The sequence below is a fragment of the Enterobacter sp. 302C9 genome (genome assembly GCF_034106085.1).
In the GTDB taxonomy this organism is placed as follows: Bacteria; Pseudomonadota; Gammaproteobacteria; order Enterobacterales; family Enterobacteriaceae; genus Enterobacter; species Enterobacter asburiae_B.
The window spans coordinates 1038628-1057420 of sequence record NZ_JAWNBW010000001.1; the positions used below are offsets into that span (position 1 = coordinate 1038628).

Annotated in this window: 21 protein-coding genes; 8 read left to right on the forward strand and 13 right to left on the reverse strand. The window is 55.0% G+C overall.

Annotated features, from left to right (window positions below; translation table 11 throughout):
* Positions 1–4: 4 nt before the first annotated feature.
* Positions 5–1030, reverse strand: coding sequence for an HTH-type transcriptional repressor PurR (purR, locus tag UR289_RS05085; protein ID WP_023335431.1), 1026 nt, complete (start codon positions 1028–1030; stop codon positions 5–7).
* Between the two features lie 297 nt (positions 1031–1327).
* Between purR and UR289_RS05090 the strand changes: the two genes are divergently transcribed.
* Together UR289_RS05090 and UR289_RS05095 are read left to right on the forward strand one after the other, a co-directional pair.
* A complete protein-coding gene (locus UR289_RS05090) occupies positions 1328–1417 on the forward strand; it encodes a YnhF family membrane protein (protein ID WP_008500596.1) in 90 nt (29 codons plus the stop codon).
* A gap of 163 nt (positions 1418–1580) precedes the next feature.
* The gene (locus UR289_RS05095) at positions 1581–2747 is read left to right on the forward strand and encodes an MFS transporter (RefSeq protein WP_045353824.1); all 1167 of its coding nucleotides are present in this window, start codon (positions 1581–1583) and stop codon (positions 2745–2747) included.
* Positions 2748–2785: 38 nt separating this feature from the next.
* On the opposite strand, the gene sodB is transcribed toward UR289_RS05095, so the two are convergent.
* Entirely contained in the window at positions 2786–3367 is a 582-nt protein-coding gene (sodB, locus tag UR289_RS05100; RefSeq protein WP_029739795.1) for a superoxide dismutase [Fe], read from the reverse strand.
* A 122-nt stretch (positions 3368–3489) separates the two neighbouring features.
* Positions 3490–4263: a C40 family peptidase gene (locus UR289_RS05105; protein ID WP_023311354.1), complete on the reverse strand. Its 774-nt coding sequence runs from the start codon at positions 4261–4263 to the stop codon at positions 3490–3492.
* 338 nt (positions 4264–4601) lie between these two features.
* On the opposite strand from UR289_RS05105, the gene grxD reads away from it, so the two are divergent.
* On the forward strand, positions 4602–4949 hold the full coding sequence (gene grxD / locus UR289_RS05110) for a monothiol glutaredoxin 4 (protein ID WP_003832760.1): 348 nt from the start codon (positions 4602–4604) through the stop codon (positions 4947–4949).
* Positions 4950–4993: 44 nt separating this feature from the next.
* On the opposite strand, the gene rnt is transcribed toward grxD, so the two are convergent.
* From rnt to eptA, 5 genes are all read right to left on the reverse strand, one after another.
* Positions 4994–5644 carry a ribonuclease T gene (gene rnt, locus UR289_RS05115; RefSeq protein WP_023311355.1) on the reverse strand — a complete coding sequence of 217 codons (651 nt, stop codon included), beginning with the start codon at positions 5642–5644 and terminating at the stop codon, positions 4994–4996.
* A gap of 95 nt (positions 5645–5739) precedes the next feature.
* Entirely contained in the window at positions 5740–6147 is a 408-nt protein-coding gene (gloA, locus tag UR289_RS05120; RefSeq protein ID WP_013096923.1) for a lactoylglutathione lyase, read from the reverse strand.
* Between the two features lie 100 nt (positions 6148–6247).
* The gene (locus UR289_RS05125) at positions 6248–7345 is read right to left on the reverse strand and encodes an alkene reductase (RefSeq protein WP_023311356.1); all 1098 of its coding nucleotides are present in this window, start codon (positions 7343–7345) and stop codon (positions 6248–6250) included.
* 53 nt (positions 7346–7398) lie between these two features.
* Positions 7399–7998 carry a TetR/AcrR family transcriptional regulator gene (locus UR289_RS05130; protein ID WP_047061657.1) on the reverse strand — a complete coding sequence of 200 codons (600 nt, stop codon included), beginning with the start codon at positions 7996–7998 and terminating at the stop codon, positions 7399–7401.
* 41 nt (positions 7999–8039) lie between these two features.
* Complete coding sequence (gene eptA / locus UR289_RS05135; RefSeq protein WP_320709261.1) at positions 8040–9665, reverse strand: phosphoethanolamine transferase EptA; 1626 nt, start codon at positions 9663–9665, stop codon at positions 8040–8042.
* Positions 9666–9813: 148 nt separating this feature from the next.
* Between eptA and UR289_RS05140 the strand changes: the two genes are divergently transcribed.
* From UR289_RS05140 to sodC, 3 genes are all read left to right on the forward strand, one after another.
* Positions 9814–10053 carry a DUF1289 domain-containing protein gene (locus tag UR289_RS05140; RefSeq protein WP_008500587.1) on the forward strand — a complete coding sequence of 80 codons (240 nt, stop codon included), beginning with the start codon at positions 9814–9816 and terminating at the stop codon, positions 10051–10053.
* A 48-nt stretch (positions 10054–10101) separates the two neighbouring features.
* Positions 10102–10998: an aldo/keto reductase family oxidoreductase gene (locus tag UR289_RS05145; RefSeq protein ID WP_320709262.1), complete on the forward strand. Its 897-nt coding sequence runs from the start codon at positions 10102–10104 to the stop codon at positions 10996–10998.
* A gap of 81 nt (positions 10999–11079) precedes the next feature.
* Positions 11080–11598, forward strand: a complete 519-nt coding sequence (sodC, locus tag UR289_RS05150; protein WP_320709263.1) for a superoxide dismutase [Cu-Zn] SodC — start codon at positions 11080–11082, stop codon at positions 11596–11598.
* On the opposite strand, the gene UR289_RS05155 is transcribed toward sodC, so the two are convergent.
* Genes UR289_RS05155 through UR289_RS05165 form a run of 3 tightly spaced genes read right to left on the reverse strand, consistent with a single transcriptional unit; the run spans position 11577 to position 14709 of the window.
* A complete protein-coding gene (locus tag UR289_RS05155) occupies positions 11577–13610 on the reverse strand; it encodes an FUSC family protein (RefSeq protein WP_320709264.1) in 2034 nt (677 codons plus the stop codon). The genes sodC and UR289_RS05155 overlap by 22 nt on opposite strands.
* A complete protein-coding gene (locus UR289_RS05160; RefSeq protein WP_087822437.1) occupies positions 13610–14470 on the reverse strand; it encodes an HlyD family secretion protein in 861 nt (286 codons plus the stop codon). The genes UR289_RS05155 and UR289_RS05160 overlap by 1 nt, the downstream gene beginning before the upstream one ends.
* Positions 14471–14472: 2 nt before the next feature.
* Positions 14473–14709, reverse strand: a complete 237-nt coding sequence (locus tag UR289_RS05165; RefSeq protein WP_032657739.1) for a DUF1656 domain-containing protein — start codon at positions 14707–14709, stop codon at positions 14473–14475.
* Between the two features lie 186 nt (positions 14710–14895).
* Between UR289_RS05165 and slyA the strand changes: the two genes are divergently transcribed.
* Positions 14896–15336, forward strand: coding sequence for a transcriptional regulator SlyA (gene slyA / locus UR289_RS05170; RefSeq protein WP_033145325.1), 441 nt, complete (start codon positions 14896–14898; stop codon positions 15334–15336).
* Between the two features lie 35 nt (positions 15337–15371).
* Here the strand turns inward: slyA and UR289_RS05175 are convergent, their stop codons facing one another.
* Together UR289_RS05175 and slyB are read right to left on the reverse strand one after the other, a co-directional pair.
* The gene (locus UR289_RS05175; protein WP_320709265.1) at positions 15372–16733 is read right to left on the reverse strand and encodes a GGDEF domain-containing protein; all 1362 of its coding nucleotides are present in this window, start codon (positions 16731–16733) and stop codon (positions 15372–15374) included.
* Between the two features lie 199 nt (positions 16734–16932).
* Positions 16933–17400, reverse strand: a complete 468-nt coding sequence (gene slyB / locus UR289_RS05180) for an outer membrane lipoprotein SlyB (RefSeq protein WP_023311367.1) — start codon at positions 17398–17400, stop codon at positions 16933–16935.
* A gap of 255 nt (positions 17401–17655) precedes the next feature.
* Between slyB and anmK the strand changes: the two genes are divergently transcribed.
* Positions 17656–18780 carry an anhydro-N-acetylmuramic acid kinase gene (gene anmK / locus UR289_RS05185; RefSeq protein ID WP_320709266.1) on the forward strand — a complete coding sequence of 375 codons (1125 nt, stop codon included), beginning with the start codon at positions 17656–17658 and terminating at the stop codon, positions 18778–18780.
* Positions 18781–18793 lie beyond the last annotated feature (13 nt).

The window sequence follows — 18793 nt, forward strand, 5'->3', positions numbered from 1 at the left end:
GCGATTAACGACGGTAGTCGCGGAACGGACCGTCCGCAACGGAACGGCGTTCGATAAGACGCGGGTGAACTTCAATAGACTGCGACTCTTCGCGCTTGTTGACGATCCTGTCCATCAGCATATTGAAGGCCGTTTCGCCCAGCGAATCTTTCGGCTGGTGAATGGTGGTCAGCGCCGGGGTGAAGAAACGCGCGTTACGCACGTTGTCATAGCCGATCACGGAAATATCCTGCGGTACGCGCAGGCCCAGCTCGTCGGCAGCGCAGAGCGCGCCCATGGCCATGATGTCGCCCCCGCAGAACACGGCGGTCGGACGGTGCGGCTGGGAGACGATCTGCTGCATCGCGCGGTAGCCCGATTCCGGCTCAAAGTCGCCCTGCACAATCCAGTTTTCCGGCACGTTGATCAACGCTTCTTCCATCGCTTTCATAAAACCGGCCAGACGGCCCGCGCCGGTGTTGCGCTCCAGCGGACCGGGGATCACGCCAATCTCGCGGTGACCGCGTTCGATCAGATAACGACCGGCCATATAGCCGCCTTCAAAGGCGTTATCGATAACGGAATCGGTAAAGTCCGCGCGCGCTTCGCCCCAGTCCATCACCACCATCGGAATATGGCGATACTCTTCCAGCATCGACAGCACGGATTCCGGGTACTCGGAACACATCACCAGCAGGCCATCAACGCGCTTTTGCGCCATCATCGACAGGTAGGCACGCTGTTTTTCAATGCTGTTCCACGCGTTGCCCAGAATCAGGGTATAGCCTTTCTGGAAGCAGTTCTTTTCGACCGCTTCAATGATCTCGGCAAAATAGGCCGCTTCACTGCTGGTCGCCAGCAATCCAATGGACTTGGTGTGATTAACCTTGAGGCTACGCGCAACCGCGCTTGGCGAATAGTGCAGCTCTTTGATCGCTGCCCAGACGGCGTTGCGCGTCTCTTCCGCCACAAAGCGGGTTTTGTTAATTACATGTGATACGGTTGTAGTGGAAACGTTTGCGCGTTTTGCTACGTCTTTAATTGTTGCCATTAAATGTCACTCCAGACCATATCCTAAGCTCCTGAAAAACTTGAAGGTAAACGTTTGCCTTCTCTCACCCTTATCTCGCAATCTTGAATTGCGGCACGCCGGGAAAACGACACGGGACGTCAGGAGGGGGTCAATGGCCGGTACGCTAATAAATTTAGCGTGGAATTTTGTCCTATCTTGATGAAAAGGGGAAGAGCTAAAGTGGTTATCAGTATAAATCCAGGAAGATTTTTGACGTAATCTGTGCAAAAATGAGCAAGCTCACTTTTCGTGTGGGGATTAAAAGGAGAAAAATTGATGAGTTCCGATCTTAAGTTTTCGCTGTTCACCACCGTTGTTGTGCTGGCTCTGATTGTTGCGGCCGGTCTGACGGCTGCGCTGCACTGATTTACGCGGAGGGAGAGCCTTCTCCCTCCCGACTCCCCGGATTGTTACTTCTCTGGCAAAAATCTTTTGCCATTTTGTTAACTTCTCATTTTTTGTGATTGATGTCATGCTTTCCGCTTCTTTGTTCTGTGTCACCACATGACACGGCATCCGGAGTTGACGCATGAAAATCAATTTTCCCCTGCTGGCCCTGGCGATTGGCGCTTTTGGGATTGGCACCACTGAATTCTCCCCAATGGGGTTACTTCCTGTTATTGCCCGGGGCGTAGATGTCTCTATCCCTGCGGCAGGGATGTTAATCAGCGCCTACGCTATCGGCGTGATGGTAGGGGCGCCGCTGATGACCCTTCTTCTTTCGCACCGCGCGCGCCGCAATGCGCTGATTTTCCTGATGGCGATTTTCACCCTGGGCAACGTGCTTTCGGCCATTTCGCCGGACTACACCACATTGATGCTGTCGCGCATTCTGACCAGCCTTAACCACGGAGCGTTCTTTGGGCTGGGGTCGGTCGTGGCTGCCAGCGTGGTGCCAAAACACAAGCAGGCGAGCGCCGTGGCAACCATGTTTATGGGGCTGACGATTGCCAATATCGGCGGGGTGCCTGCGGCAACCTGGCTGGGAGAAGCGATCGGCTGGCGTATGTCTTTCCTGGCGACGGCCGGTCTAGGCGTGATTGCGATGGTGGCGCTGTTCTTCTCCCTGCCGAAAGGAAGCGCCGGAGAACGTCCGGAAGTGCGTAAAGAGCTGGCGGTGCTGATGCGTCCGCAGGTGCTCTCCGCGCTGCTCACCACCGTGCTGGGGGCAGGGGCGATGTTTACCCTCTACACCTATATTTCGCCGGTACTGCACGATATCACCCACGCAACGCCTCTCTTCGTTACCGCGATGCTGGTGCTGATTGGCGTGGGCTTCTCGATTGGCAACTATCTCGGCGGGAAATTTGCCGACCGTTCCGTGAGCGGGACGCTGAAGGGCTTCTTAACCCTGCTGATTGTCATCATGGTTGCCATTCCGTGGCTGGCGCGTAATGAGTTCGGGGCCGCGATTGCGATGGTCGTCTGGGGAGCCGCCACTTTCGCCGTGGTGCCGCCGCTGCAGATGCGCGTAATGCGTGTCGCGCACGAGGCGCCGGGACTTTCATCTTCCGTGAATATCGGTGCGTTTAACCTGGGTAATGCCCTGGGCGCGGCGGCCGGTGGGGCCGTGATTTCAGGTGGTCTGGGGTACAGCTTTGTGCCGGTGATGGGGGCGATTATTGCCGCGCTCGGCCTGCTGCTCGTGATGATGTCGGGTCGTAAACAGCCTGAAGCAGCCTGCGCTGCGGAATAAACCAAAAACGCAGAAGGGCGAACCCTTCTGCGTGTCTCTTACGCGGCGAAGTTCTTCGCGACAAAGTCCCAGTTAACCAGTGCCCAGAAGTGCTCCAGGTAGTTCGGACGCGCGTTGCGGTAGTCAATGTAGTAAGCGTGCTCCCACACGTCCACGGTCATCAGCGGCTTCGCGCTGGTGGTCAGCGGGGTACCCGCGTTAGAGGTGGACACGATAGCCAGTTTGCCATCCGCCTCTTTAACCAGCCACGTCCAGCCAGAACCGAAGTTCTTGATGGCTGCATCGGTAAATTTCGCTTTGAAATCCGCGAAGCTGCCAAATGCGGCGTTGATAGCGGTAGCCAGTTCACCGACAGGTTCACCGCCGGCATTTGGCGCCAGGCAGTGCCAGTAGAAGGTGTGGTTCCACACCTGAGCGGCGTTGTTAAAGACGCCACCCTCTGAGCTGCGGACGATCTCTTCCAGCGTTTTGCCTTCAAAATCGGTGCCCTTGATTAGATTGTTCAGGTTGGTGACGTACGTCTGGTGATGCTTGCCGTAGTGATATTCCAGGGTTTCCGCAGAAATGTGCGGTGCCAGGGCGTCTTTTGCATACGGTAGTGCAGGTAATTCGAACGACATTGCTTCTCTCCTTATTGTATTTTGTGTTGCCAATAACCACACAGACAACATGGACAGGATAGCAAATTGAAAGGGTATGCAAAAGAGGAACTTACCCTGCCACGGATGCGGCAGGGCAGGGATTAGCGAATGGTTTTTGGCGTCATCACGCGACGCGCGCCGACGTAGTGGCGTACCCAGTAGTCTTCACTGAGAGAAGTGATCTGAATATCCTGGCCGCTGCGTGGAGACTGGATGAATTTCCCGTTGCCGACATACACGCCGACGTGGTCAGCCGTGCCGCGACCCTGAGTGCGGAAGAACACCAGATCGCCGTTTTCCAGCTCACCGCGGTCAACCGGTGAGGCATCGCGCAGGTGGTACATCTCATTGGCGGTACGAGGAATGCGGAATTTGACCAGATCTTTATAGGCGTAATAGACGAGGCCGCTGCAGTCAAACCCGGTACGCGGCGAGCTGCCACCCCAGTGATAAGGTTTGCCAATCTGCCCCATCAGTTTGTTCATCGCGGTTTTTTGCGCTTTCTGTACGCGCACTTTATGCACTTCCGCTATTTTCGTGACCTTCGTGCATTTCGCCTTGTGGCCTTTACGCGTGATGCATTTTTCAGTAACGAGGTTAGCGGCGGTTTGCGAAGCTTTACTTTTGGCGGAGTGGGCAGTGCGGGAAGGTTTTGTTTTCGTCTTGCTGGAAGCGGTCTGTTTCGTCTGAGCCGGTGTTTTTTTCTTGTCGTTCTTAGCGGTGGTTTTTTTCTTACGTTCTGTGGCTTTCACCAGATGGTTTTTTTGTACAGCAGAATGCCGCGCCTGCTGAGAGGCGTTTGCCACTGGCGTGAAAGTGAGTGAAGTAAACAGTAAAGCACAGAGCGTGATCGAGATTTTATTTATCCGCGCCACTGGGCAGTCCCCTGATAAATGCAGGTCATCAATAATACCCGCGTGTGATTTACAAAGCCCGTCGATTCTAATCTATAAAAACCCAGAAAGTTAATAGCATTTTTCAATCTACAATCGTGTTTCGTTAGCAAGTGCAAAAAAATTCATCGTTCTGTCGCACATTTACCCACTCCCTAAGCAAAACCCTGACCGCCGCAGGGGTAAACACCATTTGCAATGCAACTTTTCGTGACTCGGGGTAGAATGTATAAACGTGACAAAAATGTTATTTTCCGATGCCAGTCTGAACCGCTACAATGTCAGACGAATGCCGTAACAGAAGTTAAAGGAAGCAAGACATGAGCACCACTATTGAAAAAATCCAGCGCCAGATCGCTGAAAACCCGATTCTGCTGTATATGAAAGGTTCTCCGAAGCTGCCAAGCTGCGGCTTCTCCGCGCAAGCGGTTCAGGCGCTGTCAGCCTGTGGTGAGCGTTTTGCTTACGTTGATATCCTGCAGAACCCGGACATCCGCGCTGAGCTGCCTAAGTACGCTAACTGGCCGACTTTCCCACAGCTGTGGGTTGACGGTGAGCTGGTTGGCGGCTGCGATATCCTGATTGAAATGTATCAGCGCGGCGAACTGCAGCAGCTGATCAAAGAGACGGCGGCGAAGTACAAAACCGAAGAGCCGGACGCAGAGTAATTTTCTGAGCAAATAAAAAAGCGACCTGATAAGGTCGCTTTTTTTTATTCTTCGCTGTCGCCCATCGGCAGCGGCCAGCCGCCAAGACGCTTCCAGCGGTTGACGATCTCACAGAACAGCTCTGCGGTGCGCTCCGTGTCGTATAAAGCGGAGTGCGCCTGCGTACCGTCAAAAGGTATACCCGCCGTGATGCAGGCTTTTGATAACACCGTTTGTCCCAGGGCCAGGCCGCTCAGTGCGGCGGTGTCGAAGGTCACAAACGGATGGAAGGGGTTGCGTTTGAGCGCGGCGCGCTCGGCGGCGGCCATAGTAAAGCTGTGATCGAAGGTGGCGTTATGGGCCACCATGATGGCGCGGCTGCAGTTACTCTCTTTCATGCCTTTACGCACCATTTTGAAAATGGCGTGCAGCGCATCATATTCACTGACTGCACCACGCAGCGGGTTGTGCGGATCGATACCGTTAAACGCCAGCGCTTCCGGCTGTAAGTTTGCCCCTTCGAAAGGTTCAACGTGGAAATGCAGCGTGGTGTCCGGTGTAAGCCAGCCCTGTTCATCCATCTTCAGCGTGATGGCGGCAATTTCGAGCAGCGCATCGGTTTTAGCGTTAAATCCGGCTGTTTCTACATCAATGACAACGGGATAAAAACCACGAAAACGGTCGCACAGACCGCTAAATTGAGCGTTATCGGACATCAGGGTCTCTTACAAGGGGAAAAAGCAGAGCGCATTATGGCAAATTTTGCAGGGTGATGCAGTAAAACTACGGGCGCATGTTGCGCCCTGAGGGATCAGTTGCCCAGACCGCGACCCGCGTCTTTGGCTTCAATCAGTTCGATTTTGTAACCGTCCGGATCTTCCACGAACGCAATCACGGTGGTACCACCTTTTACCGGACCCGCTTCGCGCGTAACGTTACCGCCGTTGCTGCGAATGCGTTCACACGCTTCGGCCGCGTTGTCCACTTCCAGCGCGATGTGGCCGTAGGCGGTGCCCAGCTCATAGCTGTCCACGCCCCAGTTGTAGGTCAGCTCGATCACCGCTTCATCCGTTTCCGGGCCGTAACCCACGAACGCCAGCGAGTATTTGTATTCCGGGTTTTCGCTGGTGCGCAGCAGCTTCATGCCCAGGACGTTAGTGTAGAAATCAATGGAACGTTGCAGATCGCCAACGCGCAGCATGGTGTGAAGTAGGCGCATAATTTCCTCATTAACCAATGGAATAGACTGTCTTTTTGAACAGAAACGATGTTTTAGTATAGCGGCGAAGTATCGCCGCTATCAATGAACAATGGCGAGATTACAGAGAAGGGTAGTCGGTGTAGCCTTCCGCGCCGCCGCCGTAGAAGCTTTCCGGGCGCTGCGGGTTCAGGGCCGCTTTTTTCTGCAGGCGGGCTACCAGATCCGGGTTGGCGATGTAGTCGCGGCCAAACGCGACGGCATCGATCAGCCCTTTGCCGATCAGGTCTTCGGCTTTCTCCGGGGTATAAGCCCCCGCACCGATGATCACCCCGTGGAAACGCTCGCGCACTTTCTGACGGAAAGCGTCCGTGTAAGGCTTACCGCCAGCCCAGTCCGGTTCGGACATGTGCAGATAGGCGATGCCGCGTTTAGCCAGTTCTTCGATCAGGTACAGGGCATCGGCTTCTTCGTTCGGACCGTTGTCGACGTTCTGGAAAGAACCGATTGGGGAGACGCGGATCCCGATACGATCCGGGCTCCACTCCTGGCATACGGCGTCAACCACTTCCAGCACCAGGCGAGCGCGGTTTTCGACGCTGCCGCCGTACTGGTCGGTGCGATGGTTGGACGACGGTGACAGGAACTGGTGTAGCAGGTAGCCATGGGCGGAGTGCAGCTCAATCAGGTCAAAACCGGCTTCACGGGCGTTGGCCACGGCCTGGCGGAAGTCGTTCACGATACCCGGAATTTCATCCAGCTCAAGCGCGCGCGGCATAGAGGTATCCACGCGGATCGCATTGCCGTTTTCATCACGCAGGGAAGTACGGGTATTTGCGCTCAGGGCCGAAGCGGAGACCGGTGCCTGGCCGCCAGGCTGAATGCTGCTGTGGGAGATACGACCGGTATGCCAAAGCTGGACCGCAATGCGACCCTCTTCAGCGTGAACGCCCGCGGTGATTTTCTGCCATGCGGCGATCTGTTCCGGGCTGTGAAGACCCGGCGCACCCGCATAGCCTTTAGCCTGAGCGGAAATCTGCGTGGCTTCGGTGATGATCAGGCCAGAGCTTGCGCGCTGACGATAGTATTCACCCATCAGTGGGGTTGGGATGTCGCCCGGTTCAATGCTGCGCAGGCGGGTAAGTGGAGCCATAAACACGCGGTTTGGCGCAGTGACGGCACCTACTTTCAGTGGGGTAAATAATTTTTCAGCGGACATAAAGACTCCTGAGTAGACCAGTCGACTAGTAGTTGGGTAAATAAAAACGCCTGTTAAATGCCAGGCGCAGTAATGCTGTTTTTCACATGTGCCAGCGCGCTTTCCAGCGGCACGGCACTGCGCGAGATTTTTGCCTGCAGGTTAGCGCCTAGCCAGAGCGCATATAACACCTGCGCCTGGGTTAACGGCTCGCCGGAAAAGGCCAGCGTTTTTTCATCGCGGCCTTTCTCCAGCGCCTGGGCCAGGAGGGCGATAACGCCGCGGGCACCTTTATCCATCGCCGTGCGCATATCTTCAGAAAGATCGCACACTTCTGCAGACAGCTTAACGGTCAGGCATCCGCTAATAATGCCCTGCTGACAGAACTGGTTCAGCGTTTCCTGATAGTAGTTCAGAACACGATCCCGGTAGTTACCTTCACCCGACGCAAAGTGGGTCGCCAGACGCTGGTGGTAGCCAGCATAATGACGCTCCAGCATCGCTACGCCAAAAGCCTCCTTGGACCGGAAGTAGTGATAAAACGACCCCTTCGGTACCTCAGCGGTTTTTAACAGCTCGCTCAACCCCATACCGGTAAACCCGCGATGCATGCAAAGCTGCTCGCCGGTTGCCAGTAAATGTTCGCGGGTATCGTGTTCAGTATTTCTGCTCATGGCCGCACTCTAATAGACCGTTCGGTCTAATGCAAGCGAGTTTACGGGCGACATGCGCTCAGGATATCCAGCTGCGGTTGATAAACCGTTGATTTCACATCCATCATACCCAATACGGTTGAGAATAAATTGTCCTGGGAAACCGCATTTTTTGCTGCATGGTCGCGCAAACACTGTTCGTTGATGCCAAAGTTTTTCGCGTAATCCGGTGACAGCCAGAACATAAACGGAATATGGGTTTGCTGCTCCGGCGCCAGCATGTATGGCGTACCGTGCAGGTAAATACCGCTTTCGCCCAGCGATTCACCGTGATCTGAGAGATAAATCAGCGCGGTGTTCATGCTCGACTGGCGCGCTTTCAGCGCATCAATGGTTTTACTGACCATGCTGTCGGTATAGAGGATAGTGTTGTCATAGGTATTGATCAGCGCCTGATGGTCGCAATCCTGAATTTCATTAGTGTCGCAGGTTGGGGTGAATTTACGGAAGTTGTCCGGGTAACGGCGATAGTATGCCGGACCGTGGCTCCCCATCAGGTGGATAACCAGCACCGTATCTTGCTTCACGCCATCCAGCACGTTGTCCAGACGATAAAAGTTCACATCGTCAATACAGGATTTGTCTTTGCAGAACTGATCCAGCTGCCACTGCGTCATGTCGGTATGGGGCACGCGATCGCAGGCACCTTTACAGCCGCCGTCGTTGTCGCGCCACAGCAGGTTGATACCCGCATGCTTAAGCACGTCGAGTAGCCCCTCGCGATGGTGAGCCAGGTCGGCATCGTATTTGCTGCGCGTCATGTCGGAGAACATGCACGGAACGGAAACCGCGGTTTCGGTACCACATGAGGAGGCCTGCGGGAAGTTAATCACGTCCTGCTTTTTCAGCTCCGGGTTGGTTTCGCGTTCGTAACCGTTCAGGGAATAGTTTGCCGCGCGAGAGGCTTCGCCGACGACAAGCACCAGAACGGTTTTCTTTTGTTGGCCGGTAATCAGTGACCCTTTGTGGGCATCTTCACCAATGCGCACCAGCGTTTGATCGCCGGCAAACCAGCGCATCTTGCTGTACTTCACCACGGCGCTGACATAGTTCGCCGGGGTGACCATTTTGACGATGCTTTTGTTATTGCGGAACAGCGACGCGTAATCTTTATAAAACAGCGCGGCAATCAGGATAATCACCAGCAGAGCGCCGAGCATCGCGGCAACGCGCGTCAGCAGCGCGTACCACCATTTTCCGGTACGAATCCGGGTCAACGCCAGCACCACGGAGGGAACGAGGCCGGCTATGACAATCCACAGAATCATCTGCGGGGTCACCAGGGCGGTCGCTTCCTGAGAGTTGGTTTCGAACACGTTCACAATCATGTTCTGGTCGATCACCGCGCCGTAGGTATACATGAAATAGGTCGCCGCGGCGCATCCGATCGTCAATACAATCAGCAGCGGCTTGCGGAGATACGGGATGTTAAGCAGGCTAAAGACAATCACCCAGCCGCAAAACAGCACCAGCGGGACGGAGGCGGCAAAGAGGAAGTCGTGCAGATGCACTGGGCCGATAATGGCCCAGCTGCGCTGGATAAACAGCCCGTTCAGCAGAGTAAAAAAGAGTGCACAGCCCAGAGTAAATTTAATGTCGTTACATTGTAACTTTCTGATTAACCACATCGATCGGTAAACCTGTTATTGTCATGATGGGCCGAGTATAGAGAGGGAAGATTAGTGAAACCTTAATGCCACAAATCTGTGATACGGCCTTGCACGCGGCGCGATTAACGTCTTCACTGTAGGTGAGAGTAGCTATCGGGAGGTGAGTGTGGCAGAGCAGCTGGAGTTTTTCCCCATCCAGAGCCCGTGCCGGGGTATTTGTCAGGTCGATGAACGCGGATATTGCCGCGGGTGCATGCGTACCCGCGATGAGCGTTTTAACTGGCAAAACTTTAGCGACACGCAAAAGCAGGAGGTGTTACGCCTCTGTCGACAGCGTCTTCTGCGCAAAATACGCGCAAACAAAGCGGGTGAAACCGAAGAACCCCAGCAACCTTCACTTTTTTAACACGGTAATTGCGTATACTCATGACATTACGTCCTTGAGGAAAATGTTATGGTTCAGCGAATTACCCTTGCCCCCCAGGGGCCAGAATTCTCCCGTTTTGTGATGGGCTACTGGCGTCTGATGGACTGGAATATGTCCCCCCTCCAGCTGGCGAGCTTTATTGAAGAGCACCTCGATTTAGGCATCACCACGGTCGATCATGCGGATATTTACGGTGGCTACCAGTGCGAGGCCGCGTTCGGCGAGGCGCTTAAGCTGGTTCCGGCCCTGCGCGACCGCATGGAGATCGTCACGAAGTGTGGAATTGCCACCACGGCAAAACCTGAACATGCCCTCGGTCATTACATCACCGACAGCGCGCATATCATCAAGAGCGCCGAGCAGTCGCTGGTCAATCTGGCGACCGATCGTATCGACCTGCTGTTAATCCACCGCCCCGACCCGCTGATGGATGCCGATGAGGTGGCGGAAGCCTTCCTGAACCTGCACCAGAGTGGGAAAGTGCGTCACTTCGGCGTGTCAAACTTTTCCCCGGCACAGTTTGCGCTGCTTCAGTCTCGTCTGCCGTTCACCCTCGCCACCAACCAGGTTGAGATTTCCCCGGTACACCAGCCGCTGCTGCTGGATGGTACGCTCGATCAGCTGCAGCAGCTGCGCATTCGCCCGATGGCGTGGTCCTGCCTGGGGGGCGGACGTTTGTTTAATGATGAGGAATTCCAGCCGCTGCGCAACGAGCTTGAAACCATCGCCCGCGAACTGAACGCGGAGAGCATCGAGCAGGTGGTTTACGTGTGGATCCTTCGCCTGCCGTCAAAACCGCTGCCCATTATCGGCTCCGGCAAAATAGAACGCGTGCGTTCTGCACTGGCTGCTGAAGAGCTGCAGATGACCCGTCAGCAGTGGTTCCGCATCCGTAAGGCCGCGCTGGGTTACGACGTACCATAAAGCGCCTGAAGGTGACTTTCCGGTGAAATCTTTGCCCCTGGTATACACTTAAGGGGCAAAAAATAACCCGCGGAGGTCACTATGAAGCGTTTTGCTCTGGCACTGGTCACGCTGGTTGTTTGCGCAGGGGCGCAGGCAGCCAGTGACGAAGTGGAAATGAATCTCGTCACCCCACAGGGTGTGGGTCAGTCCATCGGAACGGTGAAAATCACTGAAACCGATAAAGGACTGGAGTTTGCCCCCAACCTCAAAGCCCTCCCTCCCGGTGAACATGGTTTCCATGTTCACGCCAAGGGCAGCTGTCAGCTCGCTTTAAAAGAAGGTAAACCGTCTGCGGCGGAAGCGGCAGGAGGGCACCTCGATCCGCAGCATTCCGGCAAGCATGAAGGCCCGGATGGAATGGGGCATTTAGGCGATCTGCCTGTGCTGGTGGTGAATAACGACGGTAAAGCCACCGATCCTGTTGTCGCGCCGCGACTGAAAAAGCTGGATGAGGTGAAAGGCAAGGCGCTGATGATCCATGTCGGCGGCGACAATATGTCCGATCGGCCTAAACCGCTTGGCGGCGGCGGAGCACGCTATGCGTGCGGCGTGATCTGATCCCCAATCGTTCCCGGTGGCGGTGCCTGTTCCAGCTGCGACAGCGAGCAGTGCAGGCGCCAGATTATTGAGGCCAAATCACGGGCTGCGGGCAGATGATGCTGTGCCAGCGTATCGCAGATCCGCTGCAGTTCATTCAGCGTGGCTTCCAGTGGCCGCTGCTGGACACCGCGCTCGCTCATTACATCGCGCAGCAGGGAGATGCAAACATCACGAACCTGCGACAGCGGATCGGAACGCGTTTCCCACTCGCGCAGCTGCCAGACCACGTGCGAGCAGTTCAACAGCACCACGCCCCAGCGCAGCAGCCAGCGCCGGGACAGCGCGTCCTGGCTGTTATTCAGCTGGCTGACGTGATGATAGACCAGCGACTCATATTCGTTTTCGCTCAGATGCGGTTTACGGCTGAGCTGATCGACAAACCCTCTGCGTAGCTCCCGGATATGCCTGCGGCTCTTGCGTGCATCGGAGCCGGGACGTAACACCGCGAAAGCCAGCCACGCCAGCCCCACGCCCAGGATCTTCGCCAGGTTGTCATTGAGAAAATCGGCGTAATCATAAACAGGTGGATTCGTCACGGAGATAAACGAGCCCATAAAGACAATCAGCTGTCCCCAGAGGCCCGCCAGCTTAGGCATTTGCAGCTTCAGAAGCTGCATGGTGGTCAACAGGGGAAACAGGAACAGCAGGAACTGCCACAGATCGCTTATCTGCACCATCAGGCCAAACTTCACCACGAAGCTGAACAGCGACAGCAGCACCAGCGTGCGCAGCAGCAGCGTAAGCGAGTTGAACGGCGAGGCCGCGACGGAATAAAGCACGCAGCTGATGGCGGCAAGCGTCAGGGCCGCCGTACCGGACTCCCACTGCGTGGTAATGCTCCACGCCCCCACCAGCATCAGCGCGCAGAAGGTGCGAAAACCGCTCCACAGCGCTTCCAGATAGTCGGTATGGCGCGCAAGTGCCGGGCTGCCGGGGACGTTGAACTCCGTCAATGGGGTCGCGTTTTCGACGGCCGTAATCCAGCGGCTGCTGCGCAGGTACAGCCGACAAAAGTAATTCAGGCGCTGCCAGAAGGCACGATGGCGGTAGTCGTACTCATCAACCGGAGCAAGCGGGGCGATAATCCGCGCTACGGTGTAAATGTCCGCATCCGGGCGCGCAAGGGCCGCGAGCAGCGTTTCAATCACGGCGCGGGTGTTTTCAGGCGGCGTCGGCCAGTTGAGCAGCATCCGGCGCAGGCTGGAGATGGCGCTGGTCATGCGCAGCTGCTGGTGCAGCAGATAGTTAAGCAGGGTGTTCTGGCGGCGAAAGCGGTAGTGGCTCCAGAACGCCTGAATGCGCAGCAGATTCATGGTCAGGATCTGTCCGATAACCTTTTCATGCGCGAGGCGGATATCGTCGCTGGAATCCGGTTGCCACAGCAGGCTCGCGTGTTCCAGTAATCGGGTATGCATGGTTTTTAGCGCGGTGATGAGCGCGGTGCCGTCGGATGTGCTGGGGAGGATCATCATCATGAAGCCGCCGCTGAGGATCCCGACAATCACTTCACAGACGCGCGCCTGCGCAATATCCCACAGCTCGGTGGTGTCGAGCACGTTAACCACCGGAAAGGCGATGATGGCGGCGGTATAGCCAGCCAGCTGAAACGCGTAGGCGACGTTATTGGTAAAATGGGCGCAGGCCCAGGTACAGCAACCCAGCCATGCGGCCATGCTCAGCAGGAACAGCCACGGATCGTTCAGCGTATGGCCAGCGATAATTAACGCCGCGGTGGCGCCCAGCAGGCTGCCCGCGATGCGGCCAAGACTTTTACTGATCACTCCGCCTACTGTCGGAAAACTGACTACCGCCGCAGACGTCATCGCCCAGTAGGGCTCATCCAGGTTCAGGTAATAAGCCAAAGTCAGCGCAAGACACATGGCAATGCCGTTACGCAGCGCATAGCGCCACTGGGGACGCGTTGCTTTCATCCACGGCGTGTTTTGCCAGGAGAGACCCTCCAGCTTCATCACCGGTTTCCGATGGAGACAGTGCAGGTTGTGCCGGACACCAGGGTAATGTCCTCCGGTAAGCGGTCAAACTCCACGCGAACCGGAACGCGCTGGGCCAGGCGCACCCAGGGAACGTTCGGCTTTATGTCCGGCACCAGGCCTGAATCCGTTTCAACACTCTGATCGTAAATGGCGCGGCCAATGCTGGACACGTGACCCTGTAACTTTTGAGAGCCGCTGTAAAGCGTAATTGCGGCTGGCGAACCCTCGCGAATATGCCGAAGCTTGGTCTCTTCGAAATAGCCCACGACGTAGAAGGAGTGGCTGTCGACGAGGGCAAATATCGGTTGTCCCGTGGTGGCATAATTCCCCACGCGGGCCGAGAGGTTGGTCACCCATCCATCAACAGGTGCCGTAATCACGGTTTGGGTCAGTTGCCACTGCGCCTGCTTCAGCGTCGCCTCCGCCACGTTAACGTTAGCTTGCATCGCCTTGACGTTGATATTGGCGGTGTCTAAATCTTCCGCTGAGATGTAGTTTTGCGACAGGTGGCGGCGGCGGTTGGCCTCGTTGTTGGCCTTAGCCAGATCCGACTGGGCTTTCGCCAGCTGCGCCTGGGCGTTCAGGATCGCAATGTGGTACGGGGTATCGTCGATGCGGAATAAAATGTCTCCCTTTTTGACGAACTGGTTATCCTTAACCAACAGCGTCGTAATACTTCCCGATACCTGAGGGGTAATGCTGACCTGCTCGGCGCGGACTTTGCCGTCACGCGTCCACGGCGACTGCATATAAAAATTCCACATCCACCAGCCCGCAACCAGCGCGAGGGCAAGGACCAACAGGGTGGAAAAGTACTTTAGCGTTTTCAGGGACATATTCACCACACAGTCAAAACGGCAAGGCCCAGGCATACGGAAAGGGCAAACAGGGAAAGATCCATCAGCATGGGATGCCAGATTTCGCCGGAGTACATCCAGTCGCGAAGCAGGCGATGCGCGATGAGCCAGAGGATAAAGCCCACCAGAACGGCCTTAAACAGAGGAGGAAAGTAGACTGACGCACCGAAGATCAGGTCCTGAAGGGGTAAACCCTCTGAGCGATGAAAAAACGTCACGGGCAGAAATCCTTTGCAGTGAACAGAATGCCGCGTTGGCTTGTCTTAGTATGATGAAGCATCACAATTCAGTGTAAGTCATACTTTTAAGTTCGATGAATGCAGTATTGCATTTGTTTTGGCAATACAAATGCTGCACACTATTCTAAAATCAGTATAATAACTTAGCAAGCTAATTATAAGGAGATGAAATTGGAATCGCCATTAGGTTCTGATCTGGCAAGGTTGGTACGCGTCTGGCGTGCTCTGATTGACCATCGCCTGAAACCTCTGGAACTCACACAGACGCATTGGGTCACGCTGCACAACATTCATCAGCTGCCGCCCGAACAGTCGCAAATTCAACTGGCAAAAGCGATAGGGATTGAGCAACCGTCGCTGGTGCGCACGCTTGACCAGCTGGAAGAGAAGGGGTTGATCTCGCGGCAAACCTGCGCCAGCGATCGTCGCGCCAAGCGGATTAAACTCACCGAGAAAGCGGCGCCTATCATCACGGAAATGGAAGCCGTGATCACTAAGACGCGCGGTGAAATCCTGTCAGGCGTTTCACCGGCGGAGCTGGAAATGCTCATCAGCCTCATTGGGCGCCTTGAGCAAAACATCCATGAGCTACAGTCGCGCGACTGACAAACAACAAGGCCTTGCAGCAGCAAGGCCTTTTTTTACTTAAAGGCGACCACGCGGTTACGGCCCGTCTCCTTCGCTTCATACATCGCTTTGTCGGCATTTTCCACGCACGTTTCTGCGGCTATTGCGGGTGACGTTGCCGTAAACACCCCCATGCTGATGGTGATTGGCTCCGGTAGTTGACCGCCGCTGCTGGCGTTATCGAAGCTGCTCAGATTTAACCGTATGCGTTCCGCCACCTGGTACGCCGCGTCTGATGAGGTGTTGGCCAGCATCAGAACAAACTCCTCACCACCGATACGGGCCGCGATATCCTGGGGGCGCACGGAATCCATCAGCAGATTAGCAACAAACTGCAGGACCTTGTCGCCCTGAAGATGCCCGTAGGTGTCGTTGATGCGCTTGAAGCGATCGAGATCGCTGACGATGACGGAAACCGGACGGCTGGGTTTGGCGATATCCAGCGCCTGCTTTAATGTTTCATAAAAATAACTGCGGTTATACAGGCGCGTCAGCGGGTCGCGAATGGAGTTCTGGTAAGACTGCTGATATTTAACGTGCGAGTCGCGATACAGCCTGAAAACATCGTAGAGCAGAACAAAAATGATCATCAGCGTGGCGACGGTTTCAAATAAGCGAGCGCGATACCAGGAGACATCTTCAACATGTCCACCCACTAACAGCATTGAGAGCGTGACGATATAGCAGACGCACAGAAAATTACCGCCCACCCAGAATAAGTTGCGTATGCGCGTAATAAACATCAGCGTGACTAATGTGACCACCCAGAGTGCAATCAATGCAATATTAATAAAGTGGCTCCAGAGAACCATAAACTCACGGGTTTCATTATCAACAAGATCAATGGATAAAATGGAAGAATGACTGGAATACATCCAGGCCAACCCTACAGTAAAAGCGGTAAAGAGAAACTCGCCGCTCACAATAACAATATGCGCCAGCCGCGAAAGGGGACAATTGCGCGTGGTATAAAGTATTGCCGAAACGATTATTAGCACCGCCATTAAGAGATGGCGGAACATATAGAAGATCATCGCATCGTTGTAGTTCACCGCGTTGAACTGATAGAGGTCCAGCCAGGCGGGAAAGCTGCACAGCGTTCCGACCATCAGCGATGCCGACCCGGCAAAGGCAAAAGCAAGCGATACCAGATACAACCGTTTTCGGTCACACCAGTATTTCATTGCCATAAAGCAGGCAATAAACAGGTCAAACACCAGTAAAAAAATGGTGAGCGTAGGGAACAAGTGAGACGAAAAGGTAGGAACCCATTCGGCAATTTTTGAAAACAGGGCGTGTAATATGCCGATAACAGCAATACAACCTAGACAGAACGAGATATAACGGCCCTTTACAGAACGGCGATTCGCAAACATATATGGTTTTAATAACTTTATAATGAATTAAGGTGAGGGTATTGCGAAGAGTGTAATCAATTAGCACGCTAAATACTTTGCGCAGAAACAATATATGGCGTGGTTAATTATGGGTAGGGTGAATGTATTTTGTAAATATATTTGTGGGAGTGATAAATAATGTAAATGGATGTGGCCTGATGACCACATCCATTTTTAATTAACGTGGAGAAACGGTCACCTGACTTCCGTTGCTTGCCAGAACAACGCGCTGGCCTGCAGAGAAGCGAGTGCTGCCTTGTTTCTGCACAACCATGATCGTGCTGCCGTCGTCTTTACGAATTTCCAGCTCTACGCCCTGGGTTTTGTTCATCGCACCCTGAACGCCCTGGCCGGCTACGCCACCCGCAACGGCACCTGCGGCCGTTGCCAGAGAACGGCCAGTGCCGCCGCCGACGGTATTACCCAGGAAACCACCCAGCACGGCACCGCCGATTGCGCCCATCACGTTGCTTTCATCACCACCCTGGATCTGTACAGGGCGTGCGTTAACAACGGTACCGTAAGTCACGTTCTGAACCTGTTTCGCTTCAGAAGCGCTGTAAACGTCGCCAGAAAGTGAACTGTCATTCACACAGCCAGCCAGAGTTAAACCAATCAGCGAAACGCCCAGTACACGTAAAATCATTTGAATCTCCTGTTCACCAAAAACGCCCGATTGGGGGCATCCGTTATGGCTAAATTATATGGCATAAGGGGCAATAGTTCATATCTTTGCACTAACAATAAGAAAATTGTACTTGAATTTGACTTAACGAGACATAAACAGGATCCGCCCGTGTTACCCGTCTGACATTGTTAAAAAATATTATCGCCGGATGGCAAAGCTGCGCCGTTTATGGTTGAGTGGATATCCTTAGCCCACGCAACGTAAGGAAAGCGCATGAAATCGGGTCGCTACATTGGTGTGATGTCAGGCACCAGTCTGGATGGGGTAGATGTCGTTCTGGCCGCCATTGACGAAAACATGGTGGCGCAGCAGGCAAGCCTGACCTGGCCAATCCCCATTTCACTGAAAGAGGATATTCTGAGTATCTGTCAGGGGCAGCAGCTGACCCTCTCCCAGCTTGGACAGCTTGATGTTCGCCTGGGGGCGCTGTTTGCGGATGCAGTGCAGGCTTTGATGCAAAAAGAACATCTTCGCCCGCAGGATGTGGTGGCCATCGGCTGTCACGGACAAACGGTCTGGCATGAGCCCGGCGGAGATGCCCCGCATACCCTGCAAATCGGCGATAACAACCAGATTGTGGCGAAAACGGGCGTGACTGTGGTAGGCGATTTCCGTCGTCGCGATATCGCCCTTGGCGGGCAGGGAGCGCCGCTGGTACCCGCGTTCCATCAGGCGTTACTGGCGCACCCTATAGAACGTCGCATGGTGCTCAATATTGGTGGGATTGCCAACCTGTCGATGCTCATCCCGGGGCAGCCCGTCCGCGGCTACGATACCGGCCCGGGCAATATGTTAATGGATGCCTGGATCTGGCGTCAGTGCGGACAACCGTATGATAAAAACGCCGAGTGGGCGAGCGGGGGGAAAGTGATTATTCCGCTGCTGCAGTCGATGCTAAGCGATCCTTATTTTGCCCTGCCGGCCCCCAAGAGTACGGGGCGTGAATACTTCAATCTGGGCTGGCTTGAGCGTCAGCTGGCGCCATTCCCGGCGCTCGCACCGCAGGATGTCCAGGCGACGCTTGCCGAGCTGACGGCCGTGTCGATCTCCGAACAGGTTCTGCTCAGCGGCGGATGTGAACGCCTGCTGGTGTGCGGCGGAGGAAGCCGAAACCCGCTGGTGATGGCGCGTCTTGCGGGGCTACTGTCGGGTACCGAAGTGACCACGACCGACGAGGCAGGCATCAGCGGGGATGATATGGAGGCGCTGGCCTTCGCCTGGCTTGCCTGGCGCACCATTGCCGGACTGCCGGGCAACTTGCCGTCGGTGACCGGCGCGCGTGAGGCGAGCGTCCTCGGGGCGATTTTCCCGGCAAATCCTCGTCATAATCAGAGTTAACTGAAATTCAGCG

Bases quoted from the DNA above. Each gene is read 5' to 3' on its own strand.
- UR289_RS05160 (WP_087822437.1), bottom strand. From the start codon at position 14,470: ATGTCCCTGAAAACGCTAAAGTACTTTTCCACCCTGTTGGTCCTTGCC.
- UR289_RS05130 (WP_047061657.1), bottom strand. From the start codon at position 7,998: ATGAGCAGAAATACTGAACACGATACCCGCGAACATTTACTGGCAACC.
- rnt (WP_023311355.1), bottom strand. From the start codon at position 5,644: ATGTCCGATAACGCTCAATTTAGCGGTCTGTGCGACCGTTTTCGTGGT.
- UR289_RS05175 (WP_320709265.1), bottom strand. From the start codon at position 16,733: ATGTTTGCGAATCGCCGTTCTGTAAAGGGCCGTTATATCTCGTTCTGT.
- UR289_RS05155 (WP_320709264.1), bottom strand. From the start codon at position 13,610: ATGAAGCTGGAGGGTCTCTCCTGGCAAAACACGCCGTGGATGAAAGCA.
- grxD (WP_003832760.1), top strand. From the start codon at position 4,602: ATGAGCACCACTATTGAAAAAATCCAGCGCCAGATCGCTGAAAACCCG.
- slyA (WP_033145325.1), top strand. From the start codon at position 14,896: ATGAAATTGGAATCGCCATTAGGTTCTGATCTGGCAAGGTTGGTACGC.
- eptA (WP_320709261.1), bottom strand. From the start codon at position 9,665: ATGTGGTTAATCAGAAAGTTACAATGTAACGACATTAAATTTACTCTG.
- UR289_RS05125 (WP_023311356.1), bottom strand. From the start codon at position 7,345: ATGTCCGCTGAAAAATTATTTACCCCACTGAAAGTAGGTGCCGTCACT.
- UR289_RS05145 (WP_320709262.1), top strand. From the start codon at position 10,102: ATGGTTCAGCGAATTACCCTTGCCCCCCAGGGGCCAGAATTCTCCCGT.
- sodC (WP_320709263.1), top strand. From the start codon at position 11,080: ATGAAGCGTTTTGCTCTGGCACTGGTCACGCTGGTTGTTTGCGCAGGG.
- UR289_RS05090 (WP_008500596.1), top strand. From the start codon at position 1,328: ATGAGTTCCGATCTTAAGTTTTCGCTGTTCACCACCGTTGTTGTGCTG.
- sodB (WP_029739795.1), bottom strand. From the start codon at position 3,367: ATGTCGTTCGAATTACCTGCACTACCGTATGCAAAAGACGCCCTGGCA.
- UR289_RS05095 (WP_045353824.1), top strand. From the start codon at position 1,581: ATGAAAATCAATTTTCCCCTGCTGGCCCTGGCGATTGGCGCTTTTGGG.
- slyB (WP_023311367.1), bottom strand. From the start codon at position 17,400: ATGATTTTACGTGTACTGGGCGTTTCGCTGATTGGTTTAACTCTGGCT.
- purR (WP_023335431.1), bottom strand. From the start codon at position 1,030: ATGGCAACAATTAAAGACGTAGCAAAACGCGCAAACGTTTCCACTACA.
- gloA (WP_013096923.1), bottom strand. From the start codon at position 6,147: ATGCGCCTACTTCACACCATGCTGCGCGTTGGCGATCTGCAACGTTCC.
- anmK (WP_320709266.1), top strand. From the start codon at position 17,656: ATGAAATCGGGTCGCTACATTGGTGTGATGTCAGGCACCAGTCTGGAT.